General features: G+C 55.1%; 15 protein-coding genes. 4 read left to right on the top strand and 11 right to left on the bottom strand.

From position 1 onward, the window contains the following. The coding region (locus tag ACFQUU_RS23260; protein WP_382250504.1) for a molybdopterin cofactor-binding domain-containing protein at positions 1–1,185 on the top strand (1,185 nt) is incomplete at its 5' end. A 93-nt stretch (positions 1,186–1,278) separates the two neighbouring features. Continuing rightward, complete coding sequence (locus ACFQUU_RS23265; RefSeq protein WP_382250505.1) at positions 1,279–2,376, top strand: porin; 1,098 nt, start codon at positions 1,279–1,281, stop codon at positions 2,374–2,376. 136 nt (positions 2,377–2,512) lie between these two features. On the opposite strand, the gene ACFQUU_RS23270 is transcribed toward ACFQUU_RS23265, so the two are convergent. The 9 genes from ACFQUU_RS23270 to ACFQUU_RS23310 form a co-directional block, all read right to left on the bottom strand. Next, a complete protein-coding gene (locus tag ACFQUU_RS23270; RefSeq protein WP_382250506.1) occupies positions 2,513–4,249 on the bottom strand; it encodes a hydantoinase/carbamoylase family amidase in 1,737 nt (578 codons plus the stop codon). A 61-nt stretch (positions 4,250–4,310) separates the two neighbouring features. Next, positions 4,311–5,291: a LysR family transcriptional regulator gene (locus tag ACFQUU_RS23275; protein WP_382250555.1), complete on the bottom strand. Its 981-nt coding sequence runs from the start codon at positions 5,289–5,291 to the stop codon at positions 4,311–4,313. A gap of 138 nt (positions 5,292–5,429) precedes the next feature. Continuing rightward, positions 5,430–6,848, bottom strand: coding sequence for an amidohydrolase family protein (locus ACFQUU_RS23280; protein WP_382250507.1), 1,419 nt, complete (start codon positions 6,846–6,848; stop codon positions 5,430–5,432). A 135-nt stretch (positions 6,849–6,983) separates the two neighbouring features. Then, positions 6,984–8,072, bottom strand: coding sequence for a BMP family ABC transporter substrate-binding protein (locus ACFQUU_RS23285; protein WP_382250508.1), 1,089 nt, complete (start codon positions 8,070–8,072; stop codon positions 6,984–6,986). A 123-nt stretch (positions 8,073–8,195) separates the two neighbouring features. Further along, positions 8,196–9,128 carry an ABC transporter permease gene (locus tag ACFQUU_RS23290; protein ID WP_382250509.1) on the bottom strand — a complete coding sequence of 311 codons (933 nt, stop codon included), beginning with the start codon at positions 9,126–9,128 and terminating at the stop codon, positions 8,196–8,198. Continuing rightward, positions 9,113–10,207, bottom strand: coding sequence for an ABC transporter permease (locus tag ACFQUU_RS23295; RefSeq protein ID WP_382250510.1), 1,095 nt, complete (start codon positions 10,205–10,207; stop codon positions 9,113–9,115). Before ACFQUU_RS23295 ends, ACFQUU_RS23290 begins: the two co-directional genes overlap by 16 nt. Further along, positions 10,197–11,774, bottom strand: coding sequence for an ABC transporter ATP-binding protein (locus tag ACFQUU_RS23300; protein ID WP_382250511.1), 1,578 nt, complete (start codon positions 11,772–11,774; stop codon positions 10,197–10,199). Before ACFQUU_RS23300 ends, ACFQUU_RS23295 begins: the two co-directional genes overlap by 11 nt. Before the next feature lie 69 nt (positions 11,775–11,843). Next, positions 11,844–12,950: a CobW family GTP-binding protein gene (locus ACFQUU_RS23305; RefSeq protein WP_382250512.1), complete on the bottom strand. Its 1,107-nt coding sequence runs from the start codon at positions 12,948–12,950 to the stop codon at positions 11,844–11,846. 31 nt (positions 12,951–12,981) lie between these two features. Next, positions 12,982–13,299 (bottom strand): hypothetical protein, encoded by a 318-nt coding sequence (locus tag ACFQUU_RS23310; RefSeq protein ID WP_382250513.1) that lies wholly within the window; start codon positions 13,297–13,299, stop codon positions 12,982–12,984. A 551-nt stretch (positions 13,300–13,850) separates the two neighbouring features. Here ACFQUU_RS23310 and ACFQUU_RS23315 point away from each other — a divergent pair. Both ACFQUU_RS23315 and ACFQUU_RS23320 read left to right on the top strand, forming a co-directional pair. Further along, on the top strand, positions 13,851–14,870 hold the full coding sequence (locus ACFQUU_RS23315) for an XdhC family protein (protein WP_382250514.1): 1,020 nt from the start codon (positions 13,851–13,853) through the stop codon (positions 14,868–14,870). A 7-nt stretch (positions 14,871–14,877) separates the two neighbouring features. Continuing rightward, the gene (locus ACFQUU_RS23320) at positions 14,878–15,504 is read left to right on the top strand and encodes a UbiX family flavin prenyltransferase (RefSeq protein WP_382250515.1); all 627 of its coding nucleotides are present in this window, start codon (positions 14,878–14,880) and stop codon (positions 15,502–15,504) included. A 108-nt stretch (positions 15,505–15,612) separates the two neighbouring features. Here ACFQUU_RS23320 and moaA read toward each other — a convergent pair whose 3' ends face one another. Both moaA and ACFQUU_RS23330 read right to left on the bottom strand, forming a co-directional pair. Next, a complete protein-coding gene (moaA, locus tag ACFQUU_RS23325) occupies positions 15,613–16,764 on the bottom strand; it encodes a GTP 3',8-cyclase MoaA (RefSeq protein ID WP_382250516.1) in 1,152 nt (383 codons plus the stop codon). A gap of 65 nt (positions 16,765–16,829) precedes the next feature. Further along, complete coding sequence (locus ACFQUU_RS23330) at positions 16,830–18,431, bottom strand: methyl-accepting chemotaxis protein (protein ID WP_382250517.1); 1,602 nt, start codon at positions 18,429–18,431, stop codon at positions 16,830–16,832. Positions 18,432–18,457: the final 26 nt, after the last annotated feature.

Below are 18,457 nucleotides of genomic sequence, written 5' to 3' on the forward strand. Positions count from 1 at the left end.
TTTTACGGCCGCAACGATGCCGAGGGGCGCAATGTCACCCAGTACGGGCAGAAGGTGGTTGACAACGTGATCCATGAACTGGTCGGTGAGCTCGAAGCGAGCAGCGACTACCGGGCACGGCGGGAAGTGGTCAGGGCATTCAATGCAGGCAGTCCGGTGCTGAAGAAAGGGTTGGCGATCACGCCGGTCAAGTTTGGCATTGCGTTCAATGTGAGCCACCTGAACCAGGCTGGTGCGCTGGTGCATGTGTATGTGGATGGTTCGGTGCTGGTCAACCATGGCGGCACCGAGATGGGCCAGGGGATCAATACCAAGGTGGCGCAGGTGGTGGCGCATGAACTGGGGGTCGACCTGTCCCGGGTGCGGGTGTCGGCGACCGATACCAGCAAGGTGGCCAATACCTCGGCAACCGCAGCCTCGACCGGTGCCGACCTCAACGGCAAGGCCGCTCAGGATGCGGCCCGCCAGATTCGATATCGCCTTGCGGCTTTCATGGCGCAGCGGCATAACGTCCCGATACCGTCCGTAAGCTTTGCGAACGGTATGGTGCATGCAGCGAAGCACTCCATTGCATTCACAGACCTGGTCCAAGATGCGTACAACGCCCGCATTCAACTTTGGTCGGATGGCTTTTATGCCACACCCGGACTGTACTGGGATTCCAAGACCATGACAGGGCATCCGTTCTTTTACTTCGCCTACGGCGCTGCGGTATCCGAAGTCGTGGTCGATACCCTGACCGGCGAGTGGAAACTGCTGCGCGCCGACGCACTGTACGATGCTGGCAATTCCCTGAATCCGGCCATCGATATCGGCCAGGTCGAAGGCGCATTCATCCAGGGCATGGGCTGGCTGACCACCGAAGAACTGTGGTGGAACAAGTCCGGCAAGCTGATGACGCATGCACCATCGACCTACAAGATTCCCGGCATCTCCGATTGCCCGGAAGATTTCCGTGTCGCGCTGTTTAACAACCGCAATGCAGCCGCCAGCATTCACCGGTCAAAGGCGGTCGGTGAGCCGCCACTGCTGCTGTCGTTCTCCGCATTTTTTGCAATCCGTGATGCGATTGCCAGCGTCGCCGATTACAAAGTCAACCCGCCGCTGAACGCTCCCGCCACCTCGGAAGCCATTCTGGGCGCGGTCGACGCAGTACGCGAACTACACCGTAATCCCAGCGCGTGATCGTATCGATAAAACGTTCCGCACTTCAGTCGTTTTTTACGGCGCCGGGACGCGACCCGGCAAATTAAAACTTGTATTACAACAGGAGACGTCATGCAACAAAGCCGAGGTAAACTAAAAAAACTCATGCTGCTGGCTGTATTAGGGAATGCGTTCACCGGCACTGCTGCGGCCCAAACCAATGTTACCGTTAGGGGACTCGTCGATGCGTACGCCGGAAAGGTGCGCTATGCCGGCGATCCGGCAAGTCGTTCGGTGGTCAACAGTAGCGGCATGACAACCTCCTGGTTCGGATTCAAAGGCACTGAAGACCTTGGCGGCGGCCTGACCGCCCGGTTTGCGCTGACCAGCTTTTTTAAAACCGATACCGGCGCCGTAGGGCGGTTTGCATCGGACACCATGTGGGCGCGTGATGCCAGCGTGGGGTTATCCGGAGGATTTGGCTCAGTGTTGCTCGGACGCGGCCTTGCACCAAATTTTCTGCCTTCAGCCAAGTTTAATGCGTTCGGCGATTCGTTTACCTTTTCGCCGCTGATCTTGCATATGGATGTACCACTGTTCAATGCCTCGCGCTGGACGAACTCAGTGCAGGGCGACACCGGCTGGAGCAACGAGATCATTTACAGTACTCCGAATATCGGCGGCCTGAGTGCCAACGTTCACTACCAGTTCGGTGAAATCGCAGGTGATAATGGCGTTAACAACGTCGGTGCAAACCTGTTTTACACAGCTGGGGATCTCGGCCTGACCGCGTTTTATCATCAGGTTGAAGTGAACAATCCGCTCAATGCTACGGTCGGCAATGTGCAACCGGCTGGCAATCTACCATTGCCTTCCGGCGCGTTTGCCGCAAGGCAAAAAGCCTGGATGCTCGGCGGTAGCTATGACTTCAAGATAGTCAAGGTCTTTGCAACCTATGGGCAAACGTCACACAATATCGATTTCGACGACAAGACGACATCACTGAGCGCGAGTGCGCCCGTTGGCACAGGCCGGATACTTGCTGCATGGGCTCAGACTAAACGTAGCGGCATTGCCGTCGGCGCGGACCAGAAGCGCAATACGACCTCAGTTGGCTACGTGTACGATTTGTCCAAACGAACAGACGTGTATGCGGTTGCAATGAACGATCGGATCACACGCCAGAACAACGGCAATAGCTTTGGCCTGGGAGTGCGCCACAGGTTCTGATCCGGCTGGTGCCCCTCTCGGTCACCATGGAGCGGATGCAGATTGCGAGGTGGGCGGCTTATCCAGCTGCCTTCCTTTCAAGCATCCTTTGCTTCACGTCACATCGCATCAAACCTTAGCTTGTGCGCGATGTCGCCTACGATTGCGGATCAAAGTTACGTATGAAGGCAAGCATGAGCTCCCATGCAGTTTCAATGTCATCGGCCGACACGCTTTCACAAGCAGCTTCGCCGGATCCTTCGTTGTCACAACGCATAAGCAACATGGCGACATCGGTCACACCCGCCATTTCCATTGCATCATGGGCTGTACCGGCAGCAAGTTCAGCCGGCGTAACGCCAACGAGCATCGCCGCTTCACCCAACTGACGGCGTAGCCCGGCGTCACAGTTGACTGCAGCAACCCGCTCCACACATTGAATGCTGACGTCCATATTGCGTCGATAGCAAATCGCATCGATACCAACCATGATGGAAGTCACTGCCCGGTCGCGCGTTGCATTATTTGCGGCACGGACTTCCAGGATCAGACGACAGCCGCCTGGAACTACACTAGCTGCGCCATTTGGTATCTCGATCTCACCGACCGTGCCGGACAACGATACCGTGCCGCTACAACACCTTTCCACGAGAAGAACGACTTCTGCCGCCGCCGCTGCGGCATCCCGCCGCATTGACATCGGTGCGTTGCCCGCATGGCAGGCAGTTCCCGTCAGCTCGATCATGTAACGGCTGCTACCCGCAATTGAAGAGACGACACCGGCTGGCACGCCTCGCCCGCGTAATATCGGGCCATTTTCCATCGCCACTTCGACGAAACCCAATAGATTCTCACGTCGACGCGCAATTTGCGGAATTAGCTGTGCGTTGTATCCGGCGTCATGCAATGTCGCTTGCAGCGTCAATCCCTCGGAATCGACATTATCCAACGCACGCATGTCGAAACGTCCGGCCAAAGCCTTGCTTCCCAGGAAAGGGCTATTGAAACGCAACCCCATGCTGTCGGAAAAACCAACTATTTCCAGGTGAAACGGTAGTTTCACGCCACGGCTATGCAAGTGACGGACGACGGCGATAGGCAGTAGTATGCCGAGGCGGCCCTTTAGTTTGCTACTATCGCGCGCGGTATCATAGTGGGATCCGATCATCAATGTCTTTGCGGCCGGGTCGGCGGATACGTAGCGCCCGATAACGTTTCCGGCCGTGTCTATGCTGACTTCCATGCCGCACTCGCGCATCCAGGCAGCCAGTTGCACCGCAGTCTTGCGATGCGCGGTTGTCATGAATGCGCAGGTCAGGCAGTTCTCATCATCGCTCCAGGTACCCAGCGTGTCGCTCCAATCCAGGACGAGATGGCCGACATGTGGCACATGATTGAACAGATAGTTCAGACGCAGCTCGGCGGATCTACCGATGTGATGCAAGGCTTCTGCGATTTCATCATCGCGTTGATTTGACAGACGGCGTTTGATGATGGCAACGACATCGCGACGCCCGGTCGACCTCTCCCCCTCAGGCGAAAGCACGAAAGGGAAATCAAAACGCGCGCAATAACTGTAGTTAAGCTGTTCAAGCTCTCCGCCATCGCAGATCTCACCTCCCTGTTTTTCTGCTCTATCGCCGGCTTTTGCGAAATAGGAATGGCCGCGCAGCAGCTCGATTTTTTCTTCGTGGGTCGCATTGTTTACCACCCGCTGCAAGCCAAGCTTTAAGGCAGACAGTGTGGGGAACGGTCGCTGTAGTGCCGCTCGTGCGGCTACCCAGTCGTGACGTGAATATACATCCTTAAGGAGCGTCACAAAGGTCGTCTGATCACACGCATTCAGCTGATCGAGCGTAACAACCATATCCGAAGGTTTTTCGCGCCGCATCATGCTGAGATCCGGTAAGCAAGTAGGCCCATCATATGGCGACCGTTGTGCTGATATCGATATATCATGCATATTCATTTTTCACCAAGCACCTTTCAGCTTCCGGCTTCTTCTCGGAAAGCGCTTTTGCGGTAGTCCGAACCAGCTCGCGCAGCCATTTGTGTTCGGGGCTATGCTGTACCCGCTCGTGCCACATCTGATAAAACTGCATCACGGGAAATTTTACCGGCGCGATAAAGCTCTTGAGCGGCAGCTTCTTTTCCCATGACTTCATGAACTGCCGGCCTGTCGTGAGTACGAGGTCCGTACGGGTTAGCATGGAAGGAATCAAAGCAAAGTAAGCCGACTCCACCACGACGTTGCGGCTTAAATTTTGACTGGTGAGAAATGATTCGATAACACCGGCATAACCGGGCAGCATCCGCGACGGTGCTACATGCGGCAAGCTCAAATAGTCGTCAACGGTCATGCCATCATGGGCGGTACGCAAGGCGTATGCACAGTCTCCACGCATGATGCAAGCGATCTCATCATCGAACAGCTTCGACACATGCAGATGCAGCGGCGGTTCCTCCCAGTTTGCAATAACAAGGTCAAGATTACCGTCCGATAGCAAGCGAACGTAATCCATTTCCGGTGCCAGGCTATGGATGATGATCTTACTTTTCGGTGACGACCGCAAAACATTGGCGACAATACTTGGCAGAAAGTTACTGTCGAGGTAATCCGGCGCCGCAATATGGAAGGTGCGTGCATCCTGTTCCGGCACGAACGGACCTTTCTGCTTGAACAGGCGGTCGGTCTGTTCCAGGATATGTCGTGCCGGATGCAGCAGACTTTCCCCATGCTGCGTCAGCACCATACCTCTGCCATTGCGTACCAACAAGGGATCGCCGGTGAGTTCGCGCAACTTCCGCAGCGAGACCGAGATGGACGACTGCGGCTGATTCAGCTTCATCGCAACGCGCGAGACATTTCTCTCGCAAAGAAGCATGTACAGAATCCGGATCAAATGAATATCTAAATGGGCCGGCAAGGTGAACATGGTTACCTCGACACTGTGAGTGGTACCCGCCGTCATGCTGACCGCGTACGGCAACGGTGACGGCATTACCGCGGTTAGGAGGTACCGTCACCTGGACCAGTGCCTCCTCAAAATCAAAATCAGTCGCGCTTAAATGGTTCAGATATCTCCGACCATGCGCATAACATCAGTACGGGCTTGGGCGCGCAGCGCCGCCATGTCGACACCGGGAATAGCGTTGTCTTCCACGACGATACGTCCGCCAATGATCAGCCATTTCAGACTCGGGCGCCCGCCACTCACGACCGGACCGATGGCCATATCGTGCAAACCGAAGTAGCGTGGCGAATCAAGATCATAGATGGCGAGGTCGGCCGCCTGGCCAATTGCGAGTGTGCCGACACCATCGAAGCCAAGCGTACGGGCGCCACCAGCAGTGGCCCAGTGGATCACTTGTTCGACGGTCGTACTGTCCGCACCGCTTTCGCCTTCGCCTTGAGGACGCGGCAACGTAGCAGCGCCAGCATGTGCCCGGTGCACGAGCCAGCAGAAGTGCACTTCGCTAATCATGTCCGCAGCCTCATTGGACGCAGCGCCGTCGACACCGATCGATACGGCGGCACCGAGACGTTCAAGTGCCGGTGCAGGTGCAATTCCGTCGGCCAGACGTGCATTGCTTTGCGGGCAATGTGCCATACCTGTGCCGGTCGTTCCAAGGATGTTGCGTTCGACGTCGGTCAGGTGTACCAGATGCGCCAGCGACACGTCTGGACCTACCCATTCGTTTTCCGCCAGATATTCGATCGGCAGGCAACCAAACGCCTCGCGACAATGTTCCATATAGGACACTGTTTCCGACATATGGGTATGCAGCGGGATGCCCATCTCTCTCGCGGCACGGGCCACCAGTTTGAGTTCGGGACGCTGCAGTGACACCGTTACAGTGGTGGGCGCCATGGCGACGCGTGTTTGCGGCCGCAATCCGCTTTGATGGAAACGCGAAGCCGTGCGTTCAACTTCGGAAATCATCCCGTCCAGCGTCTCGGGTTCAACATAGTTGAGGTCGTTAGCCTCCAGCTTCCGGGTCGTCGTCGCGCCTCCGCGCAAGAGCATAAATCGTACGCCAAGCGCCTCGGCCTCGTCGAACAGTGCCGCCGACGCGTCATAAGACATACCGGGATAATATATATAGTGGTGATCGGCAATGGTCGTGCATCCGGAAAGCATCAATTCAATGATGCCTATGCGCGCTGCCAGCCGAAGTCGTTCTTCGTTGAAGTAGCGACGGTAAATAAACGGCACGGACTGTAACCATGGGCTAAGCGTTTGATTGATCCCCGCCGGGACGCCCTTTAACAGGGACTGAAACAGGTGATGGTGAGTGTTTATCCAGCCGGGGTAAATTACGCAGTCGCTTGCATCGAGAACTCTGTCTCCAGGCCGTTGTAAAAGGTTGCGGCCCATTTCCGTAATGACGCCCTGTTCAATCCGCAAATCCGTGGCCTTGCTGCGCGCGTCGTCACCGCGCATTCCAGTAAGAATCGAGTTTGCGTTTTTGATGAGAATACTGTTCGTCATATCAATTATCCTGTGACACCCTGCGCTCGTGAGACAAAGCAAAGCGAAGCGCAGGGTGATGTTGCCATTGCTGCCGCGTGTACCCACGCGGCATGTGGTGAAATAAAGTGCTTAAAAAGTGTTTAAAAGTTACGATTATTTTTTCGGGACTGTTCCATCAATTCCCTGTACCAGGTAGTTCATGGTGTTAAGTTCTTCCGTACTTAATACCTTACCTGCGGGAACACGCTCCTTGCCATCCTGATCAATAACCGGACCGGCAAACGGATGCAGTTTCCCTTCGATCAGGTCGCGTTCTGCACGCACGAAACGCTCACGCACATCGGCAGGAACAACCGGGTTTAAAGGTGCCATCCGGATCATGCCTTCGCGTAATCCACCGACCACGTTGCCAGACTTCCAGCGACCGGCAAGCACGTCTTCGATCACTTTGACGTAATACGGTCCCCAGGTGTGCATGATGGAGGTCAGGTTGGTCTTCGGTCCGAACTTCGACATATCGGAGTAGTAACCCAGCGTATAAACGCCCTTTTCCTCTGCCGCAGTCACAATAGAAACACCGGATGTTGCATAAGCCATCACATCGGCGCCCAACTTCATCAGCGTATTCGCCGCGTCGCGCTCCTTGCCTGGGTCATACCAGGCATTCACCCAGATCAGTTTGATTTGCGCGTTCGGGTTCACGCTGCGCATTCCCTGTGCAAACGCGTTCAAACCTTGCAGCACTTCCGGGATCGGAAACGCACCGACATAGCCGACCACACCCTTCTTGCTCATCGCGCCCGCCAGAACGCCCTCGAGATAACGGCCTTCGTAATAACGGGCGTTATATACGCCGAGGTTCGATGCGGTTTTATAGCCACTGCCGTTGAGGAAAATGACGTTCGGCGCCTGGCGTGCAACCTTGACCGTTGGCTCCATGAAGCCGAACGATGGCGTAAAAATAACTTTGCATCCTTCCTGCACGAAATTACGGATCACTCGTTCTGCATCCGGTCCTTCCGCAATATTTTCTACGTACTTGGTTGTAATTTTATTACCGACTGCCGCAACCAGTTCCTTGCGCGCCAGTTCATGCTGATAGGTCCAGCCGCTTTCGCCGATCGGATTCGAGTAGAGGAAGCACGTCTTCAGCGGCTCGTCAGCCATTGCGGAAGCCGCAATGCCGAGACCTGCGAAAAGGCTGGTAAAGAAACGACGTGCGTGGGGGTGACCATATGACATGTTATCTCCTGTTTTCTTATCGTTAAAAATGTGAATGACACAAACCAAAGACTCGAATACAGCGATCGTGCCCGCCAATCCAGGTGCGTCCAGTGATCGCCTTGACGCCAAGCAAATCGGTACTTAACTATCTGCGCGATATGGTTGTCCAAGTGACGCCGGCGAATTGAGCCGAATCGTATTGGCATTTCGCGAAATCACCACCAGGACGATGATGGTTGCGGCATACGGCAGTGCGGACAGGAACTGCGCAGGAACCTCGAGTTTTAATCCCGAGCCCTGAACAAACAGTTGAGAAATCATGACGCCACCGAACAGATATGCACCCAGCACCACACGCATTGGGCGCCATGTCGCAAACACCACTAGCGCCAAAGCAATCCAGCCACGTCCTGCGACCATGCCTTCCGCCCAGAGCGGGGTGTAGTACACCGACATGTAGGCGCCACCGATACCCGCCATGGCACCGCCGAAGGCGACCGCCGCATACCGCAGCACGTTCACTTTGTAACCCACCGAATGCGCTGCCGTCGGCGACTCGCCGACCGCACGCAGTACCAGTCCCCAGCGGCTTCGGTAGAGGAACCAGATCACCGCAGCGACCAGCAACCACGAAAAGTAGACCAGCGACTGGTGATTGAACAGCGCCGGGCCGATCACCGGAATATCAGCAAGGAACGGGATCCGGATGGACGGCACAATATCGATCGGCGCCGACTCGAACGGCTTGCCGATAAAAGCGGACAGCCCAACACCAAAGATGGCCAGTGCCAGACCGGAAGCAACCTGGTTAGCCAGCATTGTCAAGGTAAGGAAGCCGAACAGCAGCGACATCGCACACCCGGCCGCCATGCCCGCCAGCACCGCAAAGAATGGGCTTCCACCGGAGAACGCGACCGCGAATGCAGCGATCGCTCCAACCGACATCATTCCTTCCGCACCCAGATTCAATACACCAGATTTTTCCGCGACCAACGTGCCTATCGCAACTATGATTAATGGGGTGCCACAGATAATCGTGGCCGAGATGATCGAGGTAATCAGCTGGCTTTCCATGATGACTTTCCAAAAATTAGGTTATTGCTGAAGCGCAGCCGATAGCCGATGAACAGGTCTGCCGCGAGCAGGAAAAACAGCAGCATGCCCTGGAAAACCTTGGATATCGACGATGGCAGATTCATGTATTGCTGGGCCTGCTCACCACCGAGATACAGCATCGCCATGAGTATGCTGGCGAACAAAATACCGACCGGATTCAGCCGGCCGACGAAGGCAACGATGATGGCGGCAAACCCGTAGTTCATCGAAATACTCTCGGTAAGCTGCCCCATCGGCCCGGCGACTTCGGTCATCCCGGCGATTCCTGCTGCCAGGCCTCCTGCCAGAAGGCCGATCCAGATCGTGCGCTTGGCTGAATAGCCGGCGTAGCGAGCAGCGGCTTCAGCCTGTCCTGCCACCTGCATCTGGTAGCCATAGAAACTGCGCTGCACAAACACATAGCCGACACACAAGGCGCTTAAAGCGATGAGAAAGGCGATGTTTAAACGTGTACCTTCGATGAGTATTGGCAATAATGCCGAGTCGTCGAACATATACGTGGCCGGGAAATTAAACCCGTCCGGATTTTTCCATGGCCCGTGAACCAGCCATGAAGCCGTCAGCTGCGCAATGTAGACCAACATGAGCGTGACCAGGATTTCGTTCGCCCGGAATCGGGTCCGCAGCAGCGCCGGTATTGCCGACCATAACGCACCGCCAAGCGCGCCGGCGACCAGCATCATCGGCAATACCCACATGCTGGAAACGCCCTGGAAGTACAGCGCCACCCCGGTTGCAAAAATTGCACCTAGAATGTATTGCCCTTCCGCACCGATATTCCATACATTGGCGCGGTACCCTACAGCCAGACCAACGCTGATCAGCATTAATGGTGTCGCCTTCAGCAAGACTTCCGAAATGCTATACAGGTCACGCATCGGATAAATAAAAAAGACTTTGAAGCCTTCTAAGGGACTTTTGCCGAGCAATGCGAACAACACGAGGCTGCCAGCGAGCGTCAGTGCCACCGCAATCAACGGCGACAGATATCGCATGCGCTGCGACGCCTCGGGCCGGGCTTCAAGTTTAAGCAACATGTTTCACCTCTCTCGTGCCGATATCGGCATTGATACCAGCAGCTCCGGCAGCACTTGGCCACATGCCGCTCATCCAGATTCCGATTTCTTCGACGTTGGTCTCGCGTGTCGGTGTCGTCGGTGACAAACGGCCACCGGCGATGACGGCGATCCGGTCGCTGACCTCGAAAAGTTCATCCAGTTCTTCCGAGATCACCAGCACTGCGACGCCTTCATTGCGCAGGTCAATCAGAGTTTGGCGGATAAAGGTTGCCGCACCTACATCTACGCCCCAGGTCGGTTGCGATACGATCAGCAGTTTGGGTTTCTGCATGATTTCACGCCCCATGATGAACTTTTGAAGATTCCCCCCCGACAGCGAACGCGCCTGGGCATCTGGGCCACCGCACTTGACGTTGAAGCGGGCAATACATTCCTTTGCAAAAGCCTGCATCACGTCGGTGCGGATCAGATTTCGATTCAGCATTCCATGGTCGTAGGCCGTCAGTAACGCATTTTCGGCAAGCGACATGCGCGGCACGGCACCCCGGCCAAGCCGCTCTTCAGGTACAAAGCACATTCCAAGCTTGCGACGCTGGTCTGGCGTCTTGTCAGCCGCCGGCACACCACAGATCTGTACGGCCGCCTTATCACGCATTGGGGATTCGCCTGACAGCGCATAGAGCAGCTCTTGCTGGCCGTTTCCGGATACCCCGGCAATGCCGACGATTTCGCCCGCACGCACATCCAGCTCAATGTCATTGAGATCGACGCCGAAAGGATCGTCAGACGGCTGCGACAGGTGATTGATACGCAGCCGGATCTCGCCGCTATGGTTGCTGGGGCCATGCTCGCACACCGGAAGATCTTTTCCGATCATCAGTCGAGCCATGGACTTCGGCGTCTCGTCGCATGGTATGCATGAACCGGTGACTTTCCCGGCGCGCAGAACCGTGGCCGTGTGACACAACTCCTGGATCTCATCGAGTTTGTGGCTGATGTACAGAATGCTGCGTCCTTCGGCTGCGAGCTGGCGCAAGGTCTCAAACAATTTGCGAACCGCTTGCGGCGTGAGTACCGAGGTTGGCTCATCCATGATGAGCAGGTTTGGATTCTGCAGCAGGCAGCGGATGATCTCGACCCGCTGCCGCTCGCCGACCGATAGTGCATGCGTGATGCGATTAGGATCTACCGGAAGACCATAACGCTCTGATACTTTTTCGATCCGGCGCGCCAGATACGACAAGTCCGGCTTGCCTGGCAGGGACAGCGCAACGTTCTCCACCACAGTGAGCGTCTCGAACAGGGAAAAATGCTGGAACACCATGCCAATCCCTAAAGCGCGTGCATGCGCAGGGCTTTCGACTTGAACCGGCTGGCCTTCCCAGAACATTTCTCCTGCGCTCTGCCGTGTGACGCCGTAGATAATCTTCATCAACGTCGATTTTCCGGCACCGTTCTCGCCGAGAACCGCATGAATTTCACCCGGCATCACGCGGAGGTCGATACCATCGTTGGCGACAACCGATGGATACACCTTTGATATGCCGCGTAACAGCAGGCGCGGCTCCTTGTTCTCTTCGTTCACTTTATCTCCTCGAAACCCGGTTCTTTAGCGGCACGCTGAGCGTGCCGTCCGACCTTTTTAGGTTGTTTTTTAGATTGTTACGATTGCGCTATCGATGCATTCCTGCAGTGCCGAACGCAGCTCGTCGCGATCCAGATTGCGACCGATAAAGACGAACTTGCTGGAGCGCGCGCCGGTTTCCCAGGCATCTGCCGCCTTAAGCTCCAGGATACGGTGTACCCCTTGCAACACATAGCGCTTGCTTGCACCTTCGATTTCGATGATGCCTTTCATGCGGAAGATGTCATCGCCATGCTCCGCCACCAAAGCGTGCAAGTAATCAGAAAGCTTCTGACGATCGAATGGCCGATCGAATACCAGCGATACCGATGCTACCGATGGATCGTGCATATGGCCGTGGTCCACATGTCCGTGTGGGTCGCCGTGGTCATGATCATGGCCGCACGCATCGTCACAGACATGCTCGTGCTCATCAAGGAAATGCGGGTCCGCTATGACGGGCGATGAGGATGAAAAACCACCGATCCCGAGGATTGCGGTCAGGTCGACCTGCGCATGGCTTGAACGCAGAATTTGCGCACCTTCATTAATTTTGCGAATACGTTCCGCGAGTGCGGTTACAGTCGCCGCATCAACCAGGTCGGTCTTGTTGATGATGATGCGGTCGGCTGCCACAATCTGATCGACAGCCTGGTTGTCCATTCCCTGAAGCTTCGGATCATCCAGATGGCTTTCAATGTGGACTGCATCAACCAGGGTAACAACACCATCGAGACTAACCTGGCGTGCCACATCATTGTCCATAAAGAAGGTTGCAGCGACCGGCGTAGGGTCGGCCAGGCCGCTCGTTTCAACCAGGATATGGTCAAATTTTTCGCTTTGCGAAAGCAGCTTCTGGAGGATGCGGACAAGGTCGGTACGCACATCGACGACACAGCAAATGCAGCCGTTCGTCATCTGATAAATTTCCTCGTCCGATGTCAACACCAGATCCGAATCGACATCGACTTCGCCAAATTCATTTTCAATGACGGCAATGCGGTGCCCATGCTTTTGCGTGAGGATATAGTTGAGCAAGGTGGTCTTGCCGGAACCAAGAAATCCGGTAAGGATCGTGACCGGTACCTGCTTCGTTACGGCCGAATCGTAATTGGTGAGGGTTGTAGTGTCTGTCATGTTTCCTCCGACAATGTTTAAATATCCCGTTTCAGGGACAGGGGGTAGTGACTGAGTCAGCGCAGGTGACAGTCATGTGTGGTGCGAATTTCAGATAAAGCGGTGTGGCGGTTTGCGCAAACGTCAGCGTGGCCGAAAGCGCCGGCCGCACCATGTCGAAATAGAGGCTCTGGTCGAGCTGAACGGGCAGTGCCGAGTAATGACTGACGGACGTGGTACGGGCACACCAATTGTTCTGCGGCGTGGCCATATCCTTGAAGGAAGAGCCAGATAAGGAAATTAACGATGCCGGGATAAAAGCCTGTTTGGTTACAGGCTTGTTGCTATGGCAGACGAATGAGTTCAGCATTGCAGCTCTCGGCGAAGATTACTTCACTGTGGCTCGTCCAACCCGCCTTTTCGACAGGCGAATCGTACGAGAGCATCACCAGTGAGCAATCTCCCACCAAATATTCACAGCATTGCGCCGTCAAATTTTCAGCTGATCGCTTCTACCCACTCACGGCTACATTTATATTTTGTATTTCAATGCATGTCAACAGCCAATTGAGGAGGCAGACAGTATTTCAAAAACTGATCAAAGTGCATTTTCTCGGGTACCGTTGCCGTTTCCTGGCATATGGACTGCCCGCAACCTCAATGGGAAGCCGCGTCAAACGGAATGTATTGCACACGATCAGCCTTAAAACCTTAGCCATAAAACGCCCCATCCTGGATAGGCACTATAAGAATACCGATATAAGGACTATCAAAATCTTTGTTAAACAGAGTCAGAGATTTCTTTCATGATTAATGACAGAATGATTTACCCGTTAGCGATTTGCGTCGGCAAATGTGGCTCGGATAAGTGCCATACCGCCAGGGCGGCATGGATGACTACACTCTCGCGCCGGAGCAAATATGGATAGCATTGATCTTGAGGTTCTGAAATCCTGCGAACAATGGATTTCCCGTGGCCGCCGATGCGAGCTCGTCACGGTGATCAAGACATGGGGGTCGAGTCCCCGCCCGGAAGGTGCCATGCTGGCGATCTGCGAAGATGGAACAGTAGTGGGATCGGTATCCGGTGGCTGCATCGAGGATGACCTGATCGATCGCGTGCGCAAGAACGGTATCACCCGCGAGTGGCCGGAGATCGTCACCTATGGCATTACTGCGGACGAAGCGCATCGCTTTGGATTACCCTGTGGCGGCACCATCCAGCTTGCGATTGAACCGCTCTCGCAAAAAAGTGCCATTGCTGAGCTTCTGCAGCAACTTTCCCAACATCGACTGGTAGCTCGCGAGCTGGATTTGCAAACCGGCAAGGTGACATTAGGGCAAGCTTCCAGTGGAATGAGCCTGCAGCTTTCCGACACCACGTTGACTAGCGTCTTTGGTCCTCGCTGGCGGCTACTGATCATAGGCGCAGGCCAGCTGTCACGCTTTCTGGCGCAGATTGCAGTCGGCATGGACTACCATGTCACAGTCTGTGATCCCCGTGAAGAATACCGCGAAGGATGGCATGTAGATGGCGTCGAAGTGGTTCATGCGATGCCGGACGACCTTGTACTGGAGATGCAACTTGAAAGCCGTAGTGCGGTGATTGCGTTGACACATGACCCGAAGCTGGACGATCTGGCGTTAATGGAGGCATTGCGTTCCGATGCCTTTTATGTCGGTGCCATCGGATCTCGCTTGAACAACGCAAAACGTCGCGAGCGCCTCCTTCAGTTTGACGTCACCGAGGAGCAGTTGGCTAAACTGCATGGCCCGATCGGCATGTATATCGGCAGCAAGACACCGTCGGAAATCGCCATCTCCATCCTTGCCGAAATGACTGCCGTAAAAAACGGTGTGCCCTTGCTTGATGCTGCACGCATTGAGAATGCTAAGCGCGCTTGGCAGCTGGCGCCGACTAATTCATCATGTGAAAGCTGAGAGCATCATGCAAGCAAGCAAAAAACGTTTGGTGGTTGCCATAACCGGTGCCAGTGGCGCCGTGTACGGCGTGCGCATCCTGCAGGTGCTGTCAACGCTCGATGACTGGGAAAGCCACCTGGTGTTCTCGTCGTCCGGTGCATTGACTGCGGCGCATGAACTCGGCATGCGTCGCCCTGATATCGAGAAGCTTGCCGACGTCGTACACAATGTACGCGATATTGGTGCATCGATCGCAAGTGGCTCGTTCCAGTGTGATGGAATGGTCATCGCCCCTTGCTCAATGCGCACTCTGGCTGCAGTTGCACATGGCATGGCCGACAATCTGGTGACGCGTGCTGCCGATGTGATGTTAAAAGAGCGGCGTCGACTGGTGATGCTGGCACGGGAAACGCCGTTTAACCTGGCGCATCTGCGTAACATGACTGCGGTTACCGAGCTTGGCGCAATCGTGCTGCCGCCCATGCCCGCGTTCTACAATCATCCTGAGACGGTCGATGATATCGTTAATCATACGGTGGGTCGCGCACTTGATTTGTTCGACGTCAAGCACACCGGACTGGTAACCCGATGGCAAGGATTGAAAGCGTCGCCAGCGTTCGCTGAGCGCGACATCGATATGATCAGGGAATAAAAGCCTTTACTCCCTTCGACTGATGTTCCCAGGCGCCTGATGCGCTCAGGTGGTTACTTTACAAGCCACCGCCTGACGCATTGCAATGGTTTGGGTTAGTTGTTGCGCTTAGCCGCCGATGTAAGACATCTCTACCTTGCGTGACGCTGCGAGCACTGGCGTCATGGCGGTCCGCAGTTCCGAATATCGGTCGCTGCGTTGCTGCCAGCGCTGTGCAATCGCCGTCAACAAGACTTCATCTGTGTCACCGTTCCGCAGTAATGCCCTTAAGTCATATCCCTGCGTGCCAAACAAGCACGTATACAACTTTCCATCTGTCGACAAGCGTGCTCGCGTACAGGTTTGACAGAATGCCTGCGTCACGCTGGAGATTACGCCAACTTCGCCGCCACCATCCACGTAGCTCCACCGACCAGCTGTCTCGCCTCTATAATTGGGCACCATCTCACGGAGGGGAAACGCGGCATCAATACGCCGTATGACTTCTGCAGACGGAATGACCTCATCCAGCTTCCACCCATTGGACGATCCGACATCCATGTACTCTATAAATCGTAGTGTAAAGGGAGAGTCTTTGAAATAACGGGCCATCGGCACAATCTGGCTGTCGTTGGTGCCACCTTTGACGACCATGTTAACTTTGGTATTCGTGAAACCAACCTGATGTGCGACATCCAGGCCATGCAGAACATCGGCCACGGCAAAGTCGACATCATTCATTTTCCGGAACAGCGCGTCATCCAGTGCGTCGAGAGAAACGGTAAGGCGTGTCAGTCCGGCTTCTTTTAGCGCACGCGCTTTTTTCGCAAGAAGCGATCCATTGGTGGTCAGTGTCAGTTCCACAGGCGTACCGTCGGCAGTCCGAAGTGTGCTGAGCATGGCAACCAGACGCTCAATATCCTTTCGCAATAACGGTTCTCCGCCGGTGAGACGGATCTTGCGAACGCCCTGGGCAATGAACAGTTTTGCAATCCGCACTATTTCTTCGAAGGAGAGTAAGGCGTCTTGAGGCAGGTAGGCATAGCGATTGTCGAACACCTCTTTGGGCATGCAATACACGCAGCGGAAATTGCAGCGGTCTATCACGGAGATGCGCAGGTCATGCAGCGGGCGATCAAGCTTGTCGGTTATCGCGTGTAGTCGGCCGGCGGCTGGCGTATTGCCGGTGTCCGCTACTACCGGCCGCTGCTCTGCCGCTGCAACGGCGTTGAGCAGACGCAGGTCCATGATTGGAATAATCTTGTTCATATAGGTGGACATGTCGGCATGTGTCAGTGCGCGGGAGAAAAAAAGCCTGCTGCTGCGACCACCAGGCGCCTTCGTCGTTATTGCGTGACCAGTGCACGCGATGAGCCTGATGCCTGCATCAGTCCGATATCGTCCAGCTTGAATACCTTGACGACGCCCATCAGCTTGCCTGCCTCCTCCTGCATCGCCTCGGTGGCCGCCGATGCCTGCTCGACCAATGCCGCGTTTTGCTGTGTCGCCTGATCGATCTGCGCGACCGCCTGATTTATCTGCTCGATCCCGGTTCGCTGTTCGCGGCTTGCGGTCGTAATTTCGCCAATGATGTGAGTCACACGTAGCACGCTGTCCACGACCTCATCCATCGTCTTGCCGGCCTGTTCGACCAGCCTGCTGCCTGCCGCGGTTTTACTGACTGAATCATCGATCAATGTCTTGATCTCCTTGGCCGCTCCGGCACTCCTTTGCGCCAGGCTACGCACTTCAGACGCCACCACGGCAAATCCCCTTCCCTGCTCGCCGGCACGGGCTGCTTCCACCGCTGCGTTCAGTGCAAGAATATTAGTCTGAAACGCGATGCCATCGATTACGCTGATGATGTCGACGATCTTTTTGGATGAATCGTTTATCGACGCCATTGTTTCAATTACTTGCGATACGACTTCGCCGCCTCGTCCCGCGACGTCCGATGCCGTAACGGCCAGCTCACTTGCCTGTGTCGCATTGTCGGCATTCTGTTTCACGGTTACGGTGAGCTGCTCCATCGACGACGCCGTTTGCTGGAGCGAACTGGCCTGCTGTTCACTTCTGGACGACAAATCAAAGTTCCCTGATGCTATCTCTTCCGAGGCGGTCACGATGGTATTGGTCGATGCACGTACATCGCCCACCATGCGCACCAGACTGTCGTTCATATCCTTTAACGCTCGTATTAGCTGGCCGGTCTCATCATTTGACCTGACCTCGATGGTTGCCGTCAGGTCACCACTGGCAACCCGTTTAGCTGTAGCGACAGCGAAATTCAACGGCCTGGATATGATGTACGCAATCCATAATGCAAGCAGAATACCGAGCACCACGCTGGCACCGATCAGACACAGCATCCAGATCCGTGATGTCGCGTAGGTTTCCTGCGCTTGCTGATATGCAAGGTTTCCGCCTTCGGCATTGATATCAACAAGCTTGTTGATACGCGAGGACATCTCGCCCAGTAGTCGGGAAGATTCTCCAACAATGAATGTTTTGGCCTCCTCTTTGGCATTCTGGCGTGATAACACCAGGAACTTTTGATGTTCTACCATGAACTGGTCGAACATCGTTGTCAGCTCCGCATACAACGCTCGTTCCTCCGGCGAGGATATCAACCCTGCGTAAATGTCGCGATCGCGTTTCAATGCTTTGGAAAGATCAGCAAGGCGCTTTTCGGCAAACGCCATCGTTGGCTCTGTCGTATTGATCAGATGCGACAACTCCCAGCGGCGGAACTCGCCGAGATTGCCACGCAAGACAAGAATGGTTTTTACGCCAGGCAGCCACTTGTTAACTTGTTCGCCGGACGCCTGGTTGATGCTGCCCATTTTGTAGATGGCAAAAGCACCAAGCAAAACGGTCAGGCACAACACTGCGGCAACCGCGACGACCAGCTTCGCCGCGATTTTCAAGTCGTAAAACCATTTCATCATGCATTTCTCGGTCGAGGTCTTACTGT

The sequence above is a fragment of the Herbaspirillum sp. GCM10030257 genome, assembly GCF_042666555.1.
Lineage (GTDB): Bacteria > Pseudomonadota > Gammaproteobacteria > Burkholderiales > Burkholderiaceae_D > Noviherbaspirillum.